We start from the raw sequence: 13297 nt of genomic DNA, 5'->3' as shown, positions 1-13297 counted from the left end.
CCGTTTCAGGACATCCCGACCTCCAACCTCGGAAGGGAAGGGGGTCCGGTCGTTCTACCTCAGATTCTGACCTCGGTCCCGATCTCCACCAACTGCGCCGAGGGGATGCAGAAGAAGCTCCCGTTGGGGGCCGTGTTGCGCTGCATGGAGACGAAGAGGCGCTTGCGCCACTGCGCCATGCCGTTCAGCTTTGGATCGGGGATCACGGTTTCCCGGCCGATATAATAGCTGATGCCGTCCAGTTCCTCCGGTGTCAGAAGACCGGTGCTGCGGAGGCCGGCCGGGATGTCGAAACGCTCCATGAAGCCGAACCGCAAGATGACGCGGTGCATGTCGGGTCCGATCTGCGTCACCTCCGCGCGCTCGTCGGCCCGCACGTGAGGCTTCTCCAGCGTGCCGACGGACACGAGAAGAACGCGCTTCTGCAGCGCTCGGTTGTGCCGGATGTGATGCGTTAACGACAGGGGAATGCCGGTTTTGGCCGCGCTCAAGAACGCGCCGATGCCCTCTGTGCGACAGGACACGGCATGGTCCAGCGTAGTAAGAAACGCCTGCTCCTCTTCGCGCAGGTGAATGCGTGCCTGCTCCACCAGAACCACGCCGCCGCGCCAGGTCAGCATGATGAAGGCGACGAGCCCGGCGATCAGGAGCGGAAGCCAACCCCCTTCCAGGATCTTCACGGCGTTGGAGGAGAAGAACACCATGTCGATCAGGAAGAAGCCGCCATTCACCAGCGCGACCAGAACGAGGCTGTAGCCCCAGCGCAGGGCGATCAGCGCGGCCAGAAACGTCGAGATCGCCATCAGGCCCGACACCGCGATGCCATAGGCTCCCGCCAGCGCGTCCGAGGATCGGAAGATCAGAACGGCGGCCAGCGTCCCGCCCGCCAGCAGCCAGTTGGCGAGCGGCAGATAGACCTGCCCCGCCTGATCGGCCGCCGTGTGCCGAATGAACAGGCGCGGCAGGAAGCCGAGCTGGATCGATTGCTGCGTGAGCGAGAACACGCCCGAGATGATGGCCTGACTGGCGATCACGGTGGCGGCGGTGGCAAAGGCCACCAGCGGATAATGGGCCCAACCGGGGGCCAGGCCGTAGAACGGGTTGGCGAGGGCTGAGGGATCGCTCGCGACCAGAGCCGCTTGCCCGAGATAGTTCAGCGCCAGGGCCGGCAACGCCACCGCGAACCAGGCGAGCCGGATCGGAAACCGGCCGAAATGCCCCATATCGGCATACATCGCCTCGCCGCCCGTGACCGCCAGAAACACCGATCCGAGAACCGCGAAACTGATGGCGGGCGGCGCGTGCAGGAGGAAGCCGACGGCCCGCAACGGGTCGAGCGCGTCCAGCACGGCGGGATTACGCAGGATGCCGGAAACGCCGAGAAGCGCGATCAGCAGGAACCAGACCAGCATGACCGGGCCGAAGATGCGCCCGATGAAGCCCGTTCCCTTTGCCTGAACCAGAAACAGACCCACCAGGATCGCGACCGTCAGCGGCAGGACGAGGGGCGCGAGAGAGGGCGCGTCGAGCTTCAGCCCTTCCACGGCGCTGAGCACCGAGATGGCCGGGGTGATCGCGCCGTCTCCATAGAGCAGCGCCGCCCCGATCAGCCCGAGCACCAGAAGCACCGACTGGCGGCTGCGCGGCTTCGCGCTCCGGGCGCCCAAGAGGGCCAGCATGGCCACCACCCCGCCTTCGCCGCGATTGTCGGCGCGCATGATGAGCAGGGCGTATTTGAGCGAAACCACCAGAAGGAGCGACCAGATGATCAGCGATGCGATGCCGATCGCAGCATGGGCGCCGCCGCCCGCAGCCCCCACCGCGACCTTGAAGGCATAGAGCGGGCTGGTGCCGATGTCGCCATAGACGATGCCGAGCGCGGCGAGTGCGAGGGCGAGGTGCGTTTTGAGGGCGGGCCCCGTCCGGGGTGTGGCGGGCGCGGTGCTCGTTGCCTCTGCGCGGCTCACAGCCCGTCGCCTCCTGCCGCGCACCATCCGGGCAGCGAGCGCGCTTCCCTCGCTCGCGCCAGAGACAGGGCCTTTTCCACGGCCGCGTCGAAATCCTGCTCGACCAGCGTTTCGTCGATCCGCCTGCGCAGATGATCGGCCCAGAGAAACTCGGAAAACGGCTTGTCGCTCTTGGCGCAGCCGCCCCGCCGGATGAGAGCGCCGACAAGGCTGCGATAGGGATCGTCCGCGAGGTCGGACAGATGTTTGGGAATGTCGGCGAGATCGCACCGCGTGCCCGACGCGTCGTAGGCGTGGCACCAGTGGCTGTTGTCGAGAAAGCACCAGAACTCGCCCTTGGGCAGATCGGACAGATCGGCCAGGACGTAAAGGCCGACGGGACCGGCATCTTCCTCCAGAAGGGCGCGGGCGAAATGGTGGTGATCGACGATATAGGCCCGCTGCTTGGGGCCGATCACGGCCGGGATCACGTGGCGGCGCAGGAGAAGGGTCCGCTCCGTGTCGTCGGCATCGCGCCAGTGGCGCCGCTTCGCTTCGACCTCCCGCAAGCCGACCGTCATCTGGGTCGGTCGCAAATCCTCGAGCTTGAACCCGATCGGCACGTGGGTCGGCATGGACGGCCTTTCACTGATAGATTGGAACTGCATGTCTGGGGTCGAACCGCCCCGGTGTTCGCCATCCCGCCGCGCGGCACATGCGAATGCGCCGGCGATGATCGTAGCGCCGCCGCGCCGACCGACCAGCCCTGGACGCCCCGACTTCGCGCGTGCGGCAGAGCGCGTCGATCCGCTGTGACGCAGGCGCTACACGCCGTGGCCGCGAAGCCGAGTGGGAAGGGGAGCTGAGATGCACGGCATCCGCCACCGGACTGCGAGGAGGCCATTCGGCATGCCGAACGGGCCTGATGGGTCCGACCTTCTCCCGAAGGGGTCAGGGTACGAGGCGAGTGCACGAATGTCGGACACGGCTCGCCAGGCGGTGTGCGGGAACGGAGGCTTGGACCGGGCCGACCTCTCACCTTGGAGCCGCAGATTTCAAAAACGGGCACGGGTTCCGACCGACGCATTTATTGAGTTGGCCATTGAACCATCGCGAGGGCATCACGTTCCCGTGAGCTTGCCGTGAGGGGTTCGTGCCATGCTGTCTGTCCCGCCTGAACGAACGAGAAGCCCGAGGGCGCTCGGGGCTCTTGTCGGTGCCCTCTCGGCAGCTTGCCTGTTCGCGGGCGGCGCTCGGGCCGCCTCCGGCGCGCAGCAGTCCGACGCCGAACGCCCCGTGCCGGTCACAGCCATCGCGGCGGTGAGCGACGAACTCGACCGGGTGATCGACGGGATCGGGACGGTGGCGCCGCTTCAATCCGTCACCGTTCGCCCGCGCATGGGGGGGCAGGTCATCGCCATTCCCTTCACCGAGGGCGAGACGGTGGAGAAGGACGCCGTTCTTCTGAAACTCGACGACACGCAGCTGCGCGCCGATCTGGCCTCCGCCGAGGCTCGCAAGGCCCAGGACGAAGCGCAGGTCGCCAATGCCAAGGCCGATGTCGAGCGCTATGCCAGCCTTGCGGAAAAGGGCGTCGCCTCGGCCTCGACCCTCGAACAGAAGCGGGCGACGAACCAGCAGCTAGCGGCCTCGATCCAATATGACGATGCCGTCATCAAGAACGCGCAGACCCAACTCGGCTTCGCCACGGTGCACGCGCCCTTCACCGGCCGCGCGGGCTTCAGGCAGGTCGATGTCGGCGCGATCATCGACGCCAATTCCACCAATGGCATCGTCACCATCACGCAGATGGACCCGATCGGCGTCTCCTTCGTGGCGCCGGGAGATCGGTTCGGCGACATTCGCGAGGCCATGAAGGCGGGCATTGCCAGCGTCGAAGTGTCCACCACCGACGGCAGCCGCAAGCTCGCGACCGGACGGCTGACGATCATGGACAATGCAGTGGACGCCGAGAACGGCTCCATCCACCTGCGCGCGCAATTCGACAACGGACAGGAGCGCCTCTGGCCGGGCCTGCCGGTGGCGACGCGACTGACGGTAGAGCATCGGCGCGGCGTGGTGGTTCCCGACAAGGCGCTGGCGCGCGGTCCGAACGGGCTCTACGCCTATATCGTGCAAGGGGACGGCAAGGTCGCTCGCCGCGCGGTGACGGTGGCCTACGTCACTGATGCTCGTGCGCTGGTGACCAAGGGGATCGAGGCGGGCGAGCAGGTCGTCATGGATGGCCAGTCGCGCATCGCGGACGGGACACCTGTCAGCGTGACGCCCTGGTCGGGTTCGCCCGTCGGCGAACTGGCGGAAACGAGCGCGCCATGAACGACACCGCGATGAAGGGGCCGCACGCCAAGCCGCAGGCGAACGAGCCAGGAGCGAACGAGACCGCACCGCCGCCCGCCAAGGCGAAGGGCAGCCTGTTCGATTTCTTCATTTTTCATCCGATCGCAACCTCCCTCATCATGGCGGGCATCCTGCTTCTGGGCGCGATCTCCTATCCCTTCCTGCCCGTGTCGGCCCTGCCGCAGATCGACTTTCCGACGATCCAGCTGGAAGCCAGCCTGCCCGGCGGCTCGCCCGAGACCATGGCCGCCAGCGTCGCGCAGCCGATCGAGGAGGCGCTGTCCAAGGTCAGCGGCATCACCGAACTGACCTCGAACAGTTCGCTCGGCACCTCATCCATCACGGTGCAGTTCGCGCTGGACGAGGACATCCAGACGGCGGCGAGCGACGTGCAGACGGCGCTCAGCGAAGCCTCCGGCCAATTGCCGAAGGACATGCCCTCGCTGCCGACGGTACATAAGGTGAACCCGGCGGACGCGCCGGTGATGCAGCTTTCGGCGAGTTCCGACACGCTGACCCTGCCGCAGCTCGACGAATATATCGAGCGCAATGTCGCGGCCAAGATCGGTCAGGTATCGGGCGTCGCCTATGTCAATATCGGCGGCCGCCAGCGCCCGGCCATCCGCATCGCGGTCGATCCCGGCCGCCTCGCGCAAGCCGGCGTGACGCTGGAGGACGTGCGCAGCGCGATCTCCGATCTCAGCCTCAGCGCGCCCAAGGGCAATATCGACGATCCCACACGCACCTTCCCGATCCTGACCAACGACCAGATCACCTCGGCCTCGACCTGGAACGACGCCGTGATCGCCTATCGAAACGGCGGCCCGGTGCGCATCCGCGACATCGGCCGCGCCGTGGACGGCGCCGAAAACACCAAGATGGCGCATTGGACCAACGGCCAGCGCGGCATCGCGCTCGATGTGTTCCGCCAGCCGGGAGCCAATGTCATCAAGGTGGTGGACGCGATCAAGACGCAGCTGCCCGCCCTCCAGGCCTCGCTGCCGAAATCGATCCATCTCGAACTCGTCACCGACCGGACCTCCACGATCCGCGCCTCGGTTTCGGACGTTCAGTTCACGCTCGGGCTGACGATCGGTCTCGTCGTGCTCGTGATCTTTCTGTTTCTGCGCAATCTGCGCGCCACGATCATTCCCGCCATCACGCTGCCGATCGCGCTTTTGGGCGCGCTCGCGCCCATGTGGGTGCTCGGCTTCAGCCTCGATAATCTGTCGCTCATGGCGCTGGTGGTCGCGGTCGGCTTCGTGGTGGACGATGCGATCGTCATGCTGGAAAACATCTCGCGCCATATCGAGGACGGGATGGAGCCGCTGGCGGCCGCGCGGCAGGGCGCGGGCGAGATCGGCTTCACCATCGTCTCGATCAGCCTGTCCCTGATCGCCGTGTTGATCCCGATCCTCATGATGGGCGGCATCGTCGGACGCCTGTTCCGCGAATTCGCGCTGACGCTGACGCTTACCATCGTCCTGTCGGCCTTCGTCTCGCTGACGCTGACGCCCATGCTCGCCTCGCGTTTCGTGCGCAATGTGCCCAATGAGAAGCGCGGCTGGTTCTACCGGGCGGGGGAGGCCTTCTTCGAGCGGCTGACGGCGCTCTATATCGCGAGCCTCCAGCCGGTTCTGCGCCACAAGGGTCTGACGCTTCTGGCCTTTCTGGGCACCGTCGGTCTCACCGGCTATCTCTTCTACCAAGCGCCCAAGGGCTTCTTCCCGGAGCAGGACACCGGCTTCATCGCCGGCCTGTCGCAGGCTTCGCCGGATATTTCCTTTTCCGAAATGGCCAAATTGCAGGAGCGCGTCAGCGAGATCATCCTGCGCGATCCCGCCGTCTACAGCGTTTTCATGGATATCGGCGGCGGCAATGGCGGCAACGCGCTCAACCAGGGCCATGTCAACATCACGCTGAAGCCGCTGGCCGAGCGCGATGCGAGCGCGCGCGAGGTGATCGAGCGCCTGGGCACGGCGCTCGACGCCCAGCAGGGCATCAAGCTCTTCATGCAGTCGGCGCAGGACATCAATATCGGCGCCCGCCCCGCCAAGACGCAGTATCAATACACGTTGCAGGACGGGAGCATCGACGAATTGTCGGACTGGTCCGACAAGGTGACACAGGCCCTGCGCGCCCTGCCGGATCTGCGCGACGTCGGCAGCGACCGGCAGGCCGAAGCGCCCACCCTGTCGATCCGGATCGACCGCGCGGCGGCGACGCTTTACGGCGTCATGCCGGCCGCGATCGACCAGACGCTCTACGACGCCTTCGGCCAGCGGCAGGTCGCCTCCTATTCCACCCAGACCGACACGTTCCATGTCGTGCTCGAAGTGCTGCCCGATCTCCAGAGCCAGATCAGCACGCTGGACCGCCTGTCGGTTCGGGCCTCCAACGGAACGCTCGTTCCCTTGTCGGCCGTCGCGCGCTGGACCACCGACAGCGTGTCGCCCGTGTCGATCTCCCATCAGGGCCAGTCCCCGGCGGTGACGATCTCCTTCAACCTCGCGCCCAATGTCGCGCTGGGGGATGGCACGCGCGCGATCGAAGACGCGGTGGCCGCGCTTCATCCTCCCGCTTCGCTGCAAACGAGCTTCTCGGGCAGCGCGCGCGCCTTTCAGGACTCGCTGTCCACCGTGCCGCTCCTGATCCTCGCCTCGCTGGTCGTCGTCTACATCATTCTCGGCGTTCTCTACGAGAGCCTGATCCATCCGCTGACCATTCTCTCGACGCTGCCGCCCGCCGGGCTCGGTGCTCTTCTGGCGCTGCGATGGGCGGGTTTCGACTTCGGGCTGGTCGCGATGATCGGCGTCATTCTTCTGATCGGCATCGTGAAGAAGAACGGCATCATGCTGGTGGACTTCGCCATTCAGGAAGAGAAGGCCGGTAAGACCCCCGATGAGGCGATCGTGGAAGCCGCCCGGCTGCGCTTTCGCCCGATCCTGATGACCACCATGGCCGCGCTTCTGGGCGGCATCCCGCTGGCGCTCGGCCATGGTTCGGGCTCCGAACTGCGCCAGCCGCTGGGCTACGCCATCGTCGGCGGCCTCCTCGTCAGCCAGGTGCTGACGCTCTACACGACGCCGGTCATCTATCTCCTGCTGGATCGCATGAAGGGCTTGTCTTTCAGCAGGCGTGGGACGGCGGAGCACGCTTGAACGGATGTCGTGCCTCGGCTGACGCGAAACGTCCCGTGAACCCTACCTTCCGTCGCCCGATTGCGAAGTACGGCATTTCCGAAGGGTCAGGAGTGGCGATCTCGGTCGATCGGCAGCACCAGCGAATGCTTCACGTGGCCGTAGGTGAAGCTCGTGTCGATCGAAGCGACGCCGGGGACGGAATGCAGATCGGAACGGATGAAGGTCTCGTAGTGCTTGAGGCTCTTCACCACGACCCGGAGCATATAGTCGGCGTTTCCCGCCATCACGTAGCTGTCCATCACGACGTCGATCTTCGCGATGGCCGCCTCGAACGCCTGCACGGTTTCTCCATTGTGGGGCTGCAAGCGGATGCGCACGAAGGCCGTCACGGGATAGCCGCAGGCCTCCGCGTCCACGATCGCCGTATAGCCCTTCAGAATCCCGGCCTCCTCCAGAAGGCGGACGCGCCGCAGGCAGGGCGAAGGCGACAGGTTCACGCGTTCGGCCAGTTCGCTGTTCGTCAGCCGGGCGTTCGCCTGGAGCTCGGCGATGATCTGCCTGTCCTTGTCGTCCATGATGGATCCCCGGTTTGTGGCAGAATCTGCCAATGTAAAGCGTAATCATAGCTGAAATAGGCAGAATATGGCGCGTCTGTTTTGGTATTCTGCGGGCATCACCCCAGCGAGGAATGCCTCATGTCGCTTGCGTCGACGACCCTTGCGCGCCCCATGTCGAACTCGATGCTGGGATGGGCGGCCATGTGCGCCGCTCTCGTCACCTGGGCGGGTTTCAGCCTGTCGATGCGAGGCATCGGCGCGTCGGCTCTGACGCCGAGCGACGTCGCGCTCTTGCGCTTCGCCGTGCCGGCCCTGATCCTCCTGCCGCTCGTGCCCGCGCGCCTTCGCGAACTGAAATCCGTTCGGCTCGCGCCCGCCCTGATGATCGTGATGGGCGCTGGCCTGCCGTTCTTCGGCCTCGTCGCGGCGGGTGGCCGCTTCACCTCGGCGGCCCATGTCAGCGCCCTCGTCGCCGGAACGGCCCCCTTGGCCGTGGCGATCCTCGCCCGCGTCCTGACAGGACAAAGGGGAGCGAGCCTTCCGGGGCTCGCCACCATCGTCCTCGGCATCGCGCTGCTGGTCCTTGGGCTGGGCGTGGTCGATGGACGCGTGATCGCGGGCGCCGCGTTGCTGCTGGCCGCGAGCCTTCTCTGGGGCACTTATACGATGGGAATGCGACTGGCCGCCGTCACCCCGATGACCTGCCTGATGCTGGTGACCTACCCTTCGGCGATCGCCATCGTGCTCCTGAAGGCGAGCGGTGTCTTCGAAAGCCATCTGGGCTCCATCGAACCGCATCAGGTGCTCGTTTTTGCGGGTGTTCAGGGAATCGGGACGGGCATCGTCTCAACGCTTGTCTATGCCATCGCCGTCCGCCATCTCGGCGCGCTCCGCTGCGCCACGATGGGCGCTCTGGCTCCGGTGCTGGTGACGGGCGCGGCCATTCCCCTTCTCGGCGAGCAGCCGACCCTCCTGACGATCGTGGGTGTCGTGGCCGTTGCGCTGGGCGTCGCGCTGGCCAACACCCGCCGGGCCGGCCCGTCCCGGCCTGCCAGGGCTGGGTAGGCAATGTTCGCGCGGAAGCGTTGGGATGTCAGCCGTTCGCCCGTCACGCGCCGAAGGGCGAGACGCCGAGAACGAGGTTGACGGACGCGTCCGCAGCCGCCGTCATCGTCGATGAGGAAGGACGGGCGATCCGGGATCGGGAAGGAAGCGGCTGAACCGGATCTTGGCTGTGCCCCTCGGGTCACTCACCTGCTGACCGTCCGCGTCTCGAGACACTTCGGGTCGATCCCCGCTTTTGCGACCTGCCTGGTCTCAAATTCCTTCAAATGCTGATGGGCGGACGTGGCGTAAGGTCGGTGTTTGGGCCGCCAAGGCTCGACATCACCAACCGTTATGCGCGCGACATTTCGAAGAGAGTTGCAGTAGATTTATTCTTCAGACGATCTTTACCCCTGTCCTTCAGTTTGTCTTTGCGGAATGGGGCCGAGGACGGTGTCGAAGATCAACGTGGATTCGCTTGCCGTTCCGGCATTCTCGGTCGCCATCACCGACGACGGCGTTCTGCGTTATGATGGCATCAACGACATTCTGTGCCAGATTTCGGGCCTGACCAAGGAGATGTTCATCGGCAAGACCGCGGCCGAGTTCATGTCCTTCGAGGGCGCTCAGGCGTGGGAGACCAATTATCGCCGCTGCCTCGCATCCGGCGTCATGGACGAGTACGAGGAATTGGCGGAAACCCCCTCGGGTCTGCGCTGGTGGCGCACCATCCTGTCGCCGGTGGTCGATGAGACCGGCAAGATCATACAGCTCCTGGGTCTTTCGGCCGACATCAACGATCGCAAGCGCGCCGAAATCGAGCTTCAGGCGGATGTCTTCATCGACATCGTGACGGGCATCGCCAACCGGCGCCGCTTCGACCTCGACCTTGCCGCCGCCATGGCGCAGTCCATGGACAGCGGCGTTCCCTTCACGCTGATATTGGCCGATCTCGATCGCTTCAAGTCGATCAACGACACGTTCGGCCATGCAGTGGGCGACGAGGTCCTGCGTCAGACGGCCGTGCGGCTGCGGTCCGGCGTGCGCGAGAGGGACAGGATCGCGCGGGTCGGCGGCGACGAGTTCGCCGCCATTCTGTCCTCCGCGACGGATGGCGCGGTCGCCGTCGCTCTTGATCGGATCAGCCGCCAGTTCATGCGGCCCATCGAGTTTGGTGAGACCAGCGTCCCGGTCGGGGTCAGTCTGGGTGCGGCGCTCTGGAAACCGAGCATGACGGCGGACGATCTCAGGGCTGCCGCCGATGCCGCGATGTACGACACGAAGCGGGACAGGGCGGCCTGATCGCTGCGAGGCGCAGGTGGGCTAGGCTTGTCCAAAGCCTGACGGTGGATCCACAGCCGGTCACATCGAAGCATCATCGCGCGCCTTTCCCTTTCACAGCCCCGCCGTCTTTGATGCTCGTGTGGTTGGATGCCCGACCTTGAAAGGCTGATTTAAAGGCTGCGACGAGTTCATGGACGATGGGTATAAGACGCGCCCCGTCCATGTCTCGAAGCGAGCGCACAAGCCGCCATCCGCGCGAGCAAAATATATCTACTAATAGGGTGGATTTGATGGATTTATGCTTCGGTGCGAGCGCCGCTTCCCGCTAGCATCCGGTTATCGCTGCCGAAGCCGGAGCCCATCCATGCGTATCACCCGCCGCCTTTTCAACGCAGCCCTGGTCGGAGCGCTGACGCTTGGCCTATCGCCTCTTCTGACGACGGCCTCGCCGGCGCAGGCGGCCGACAAGGTCCTGCGCGTCGGCTATCAGAAATACGGCACGCTGGTTCTCCTGAAGGGCAGGGGAACGCTCGAGGCGAAGCTGGCGCCTCTCGGCTGGAGCGTCCAGTGGACCGAGTTTCCGGGCGGGCCGCAACTCTTGGAAGCCCTGAATGTGGGCGCCATCGACTTCGGATCGACCGGCGAGGCGCCGCCGATCTTCGCGCAGGCGGCGGGCGCGCCGCTGGTCTATGTCGCCCATGAACCGCCCGCGCCCAAGGGCGAGGCGATCCTCGTTCCCAAGGACAGCCCCCTCCGGTCGGTCGCCGATCTCAAGGGAAAGACCGTCGTTCTCAACAAGGGCTCGAACGTTCACTACCTTCTCGTCAAGGCGCTGGAAGAGGCCGGGCTCGCCTATGGCGACGTGAAGGTTTCCTTCCTGCCGCCCGCCGACGGAAGGGCGGCCTTCGAGCAGGGATCGGCCGATGCCTGGGCGATCTGGGATCCGTTCCAGGCTGCGGCCGAAGTCGCCGTCGAAGCGCGCACGCTGCGCAACGGCGAGGGCATCGTTTCGAACCACCAGTTCTATCTCGCAGCCAAGCCCTTCGTGGACGCGAATGGCGCGACGATCGACACGCTGATCTCCGCCATCGGCGAAATCGACGAATGGACGCGCGCCAATCCGGGAGAGGCGGCGGCCAAGCTTGCGCCCTCGGTCGGCATTCGCGCCGATATCCTGACGGTCGCGCTGGAGCGCCAGTCCTTCGGCGTGAAGCCGCTCGATGGAAGCGTGATCGCCGAGCAGCAGCGGATCGCCGACACGTTCCATGCGCTCGGGCTGATCCCCGCGCCGATCAAGATCGCGGATGCCGTGCGAAAGGCGGGCTCGTGAGCGTCGAGGCGCTGACCGCGACGCGCGCGGGACCGAAACTCGATCCGGCCCGCCTCGGTCGGGCGCTGGCCCCCTGGGCGCTGCCGATCGCCCTTCTCATCGTCTGGGAAGTCGCGGCCCGAACAGGGCTCGTCAATGCCCGCCTCCTGCCGGCCCCCTCCGCCGTGGCTCTCGCCGGCTGGCGCACGCTTCTCGACGGGAGTTTGGCGGCCAATGTTCTGGCGTCCAGCCAGCGCGCGCTGATCGGCCTCGTGATCGGCGGTGGACTCGGCTTCGGGCTCGGGCTCGCCACGGGCCTCTGGCGTCCGGTCGAGACGCTTCTGGACTCGTCCGTCCAGATGATCCGCAACGTGCCCCATCTCGCGCTCATACCGCTCGTCATCCTGTGGTTCGGCATCGGGGAAACGGCGAAAATCTTCCTGGTGGTTCTCGGCGTCTTCTTCCCGATCTACATCAACACGTTCCACGGGGTTCGCACCGTCGATCGGCAGTTGGTGGAAATGGCGGAGGTCTATGGGCTCGACCGGCGCGCGCAGCTTTTGCGCATCATCCTGCCGGGCGCTTTGCCCTCGATCCTGGTGGGCCTGCGCTATGCGCTCGGCCTGATGTGGCTGACGCTGATCGTTGCCGAGACGATCTCGGCCTCGTCGGGCCTCGGCTACATGACGATGAACGCCCGCGAGTTCTTTCAAACCGATGTCGTGATCCTCGGAATCCTCGTCTATGCGCTTCTCGGCAAGCTGGCCGATGCGGCGACGCGGGCGATCGAGCGCCGGGCGCTGGCCTGGCATCCGGCCTGGCAACCGAACACGGAGAGAAGCCGATGAGCGCGGTGCGTCGAAGCGTCGAGGCCGCCTCGGTGGGCCTTCCGATCACCCTGTCCGGCGTGTCGAAGGGTTTCGGCCAAACGCCCGTCCTGCGGAACTTCGATCTCAAGATCGCTGCCGGCGAGTTCGTGGCCGTGATCGGCCGCTCGGGCGGCGGGAAATCGACGCTCCTCCGCCTCCTCGCCGGTCTCGACCATCCCGATGGCGGGCGCGTCGAGCTGGGCGGGCGGGCGGTGGCCGGCATCAGCTCCAATGTCCGGCTCCTGTTTCAGGAACCAAGGCTCGTGCCCTGGCTGAGCGTCGTCGACAATGTCGGCCTCGCGCGCGGACATGGCTGGAGGGAGGCGGCGGAGGCCGCACTCGCCGATGTCGGTCTTGACGGGCGCGGCGGCGACTGGCCTTCCGTGCTGTCGGGCGGTCAGAAGCAGCGGGTCGCGCTGGCGCGCGCACTCGTCAGTCACCCCGACATCCTGCTTCTGGACGAGCCCTTCGGCGCGCTCGACGCCCTCACGCGCCTCGAAATGCACCGTCTTCTCGGCACCCTCTGGCGCGCGCGCGGCTTTACCACCGTCCTGATCACCCATGATGTCGCCGAGGCGGTCGCGCTGGCCGACCGGGTGATCGTTCTGAAAAACGGACGGATCGCGCTCGATGTCGAGGTCGAGCTGGAGCGCCCGCGCGAGGATCTGGCCGATGCCCGCGCGACGGCCTTGCAGAAGCAGATCCTCGCGGCCGTCTGATCGGGTATCTGGAACGGGGCGCAAGGTTGCGGGCTTAGGCTTTGAATGGTGATCGACCGTCGAAGGGG

10 protein-coding genes are annotated in these 13297 nt (G+C 65.9%); 7 read left to right on the top strand and 3 right to left on the bottom strand.

Going from position 1 to position 13297, the window contains the following annotated elements; all coding sequences use genetic code 11:
* Positions 1-59: 59 nt before the first annotated feature.
* Positions 60-1967 carry a potassium transporter Kup gene (locus AUL36_RS05560; protein ID WP_280137979.1) on the bottom strand — a complete coding sequence of 636 codons (1908 nt, stop codon included), beginning with the start codon at positions 1965-1967 and terminating at the stop codon, positions 60-62.
* A complete protein-coding gene (locus tag AUL36_RS05555; protein ID WP_062218794.1) occupies positions 1964-2581 on the bottom strand; it encodes a ParB-like protein in 618 nt (205 codons plus the stop codon). The genes AUL36_RS05560 and AUL36_RS05555 overlap by 4 nt, the downstream gene beginning before the upstream one ends.
* Positions 2582-3104: 523 nt before the next feature.
* Between AUL36_RS05555 and AUL36_RS05550 the strand changes: the two genes are divergently transcribed.
* Entirely contained in the window at positions 3105-4283 is a 1179-nt protein-coding gene (locus AUL36_RS05550) for an efflux RND transporter periplasmic adaptor subunit (protein WP_058599693.1), read from the top strand.
* Positions 4280-7465 carry an efflux RND transporter permease subunit gene (locus AUL36_RS05545; protein WP_306302824.1) on the top strand — a complete coding sequence of 1062 codons (3186 nt, stop codon included), beginning with the start codon at positions 4280-4282 and terminating at the stop codon, positions 7463-7465. Before AUL36_RS05550 ends, AUL36_RS05545 begins: the two co-directional genes overlap by 4 nt.
* A gap of 86 nt (positions 7466-7551) precedes the next feature.
* On the opposite strand, the gene AUL36_RS05540 is transcribed toward AUL36_RS05545, so the two are convergent.
* Positions 7552-8022 (bottom strand): Lrp/AsnC family transcriptional regulator, encoded by a 471-nt coding sequence (locus AUL36_RS05540; protein WP_062218792.1) that lies wholly within the window; start codon positions 8020-8022, stop codon positions 7552-7554.
* Between the two features lie 120 nt (positions 8023-8142).
* Here AUL36_RS05540 and AUL36_RS05535 point away from each other — a divergent pair, with 120 nt between their 5' ends.
* The 5 genes from AUL36_RS05535 to AUL36_RS05515 all read left to right on the top strand — a co-directional run bounded on the left by AUL36_RS05535 (position 8143) and on the right by AUL36_RS05515 (position 13229).
* A complete protein-coding gene (locus AUL36_RS05535) occupies positions 8143-9069 on the top strand; it encodes a DMT family transporter (protein WP_062218790.1) in 927 nt (308 codons plus the stop codon).
* A 432-nt stretch (positions 9070-9501) separates the two neighbouring features.
* The gene (locus AUL36_RS05530) at positions 9502-10350 is read left to right on the top strand and encodes a sensor domain-containing diguanylate cyclase (RefSeq protein ID WP_062218788.1); all 849 of its coding nucleotides are present in this window, start codon (positions 9502-9504) and stop codon (positions 10348-10350) included.
* 346 nt (positions 10351-10696) lie between these two features.
* Positions 10697-11662, top strand: a complete 966-nt coding sequence (locus tag AUL36_RS05525) for a sulfonate ABC transporter substrate-binding protein (RefSeq protein WP_062218786.1) — start codon at positions 10697-10699, stop codon at positions 11660-11662.
* A complete protein-coding gene (locus AUL36_RS05520) occupies positions 11659-12489 on the top strand; it encodes an ABC transporter permease subunit (protein WP_192843787.1) in 831 nt (276 codons plus the stop codon). The genes AUL36_RS05525 and AUL36_RS05520 overlap by 4 nt, the downstream gene beginning before the upstream one ends.
* Positions 12486-13229, top strand: coding sequence for an ABC transporter ATP-binding protein (locus AUL36_RS05515; RefSeq protein ID WP_062218784.1), 744 nt, complete (start codon positions 12486-12488; stop codon positions 13227-13229). Before AUL36_RS05520 ends, AUL36_RS05515 begins: the two co-directional genes overlap by 4 nt.
* Positions 13230-13297: the final 68 nt, after the last annotated feature.

Source organism: Aureimonas sp. D3, assembly GCF_001463805.1.
GTDB lineage: Bacteria > Pseudomonadota > Alphaproteobacteria > Rhizobiales > Rhizobiaceae > Aureimonas > Aureimonas ureilytica_A.
The sequence above is the reverse complement of the archived record's forward strand: the minus strand, read 5'-3'. Positions and strand labels throughout refer to the sequence as shown.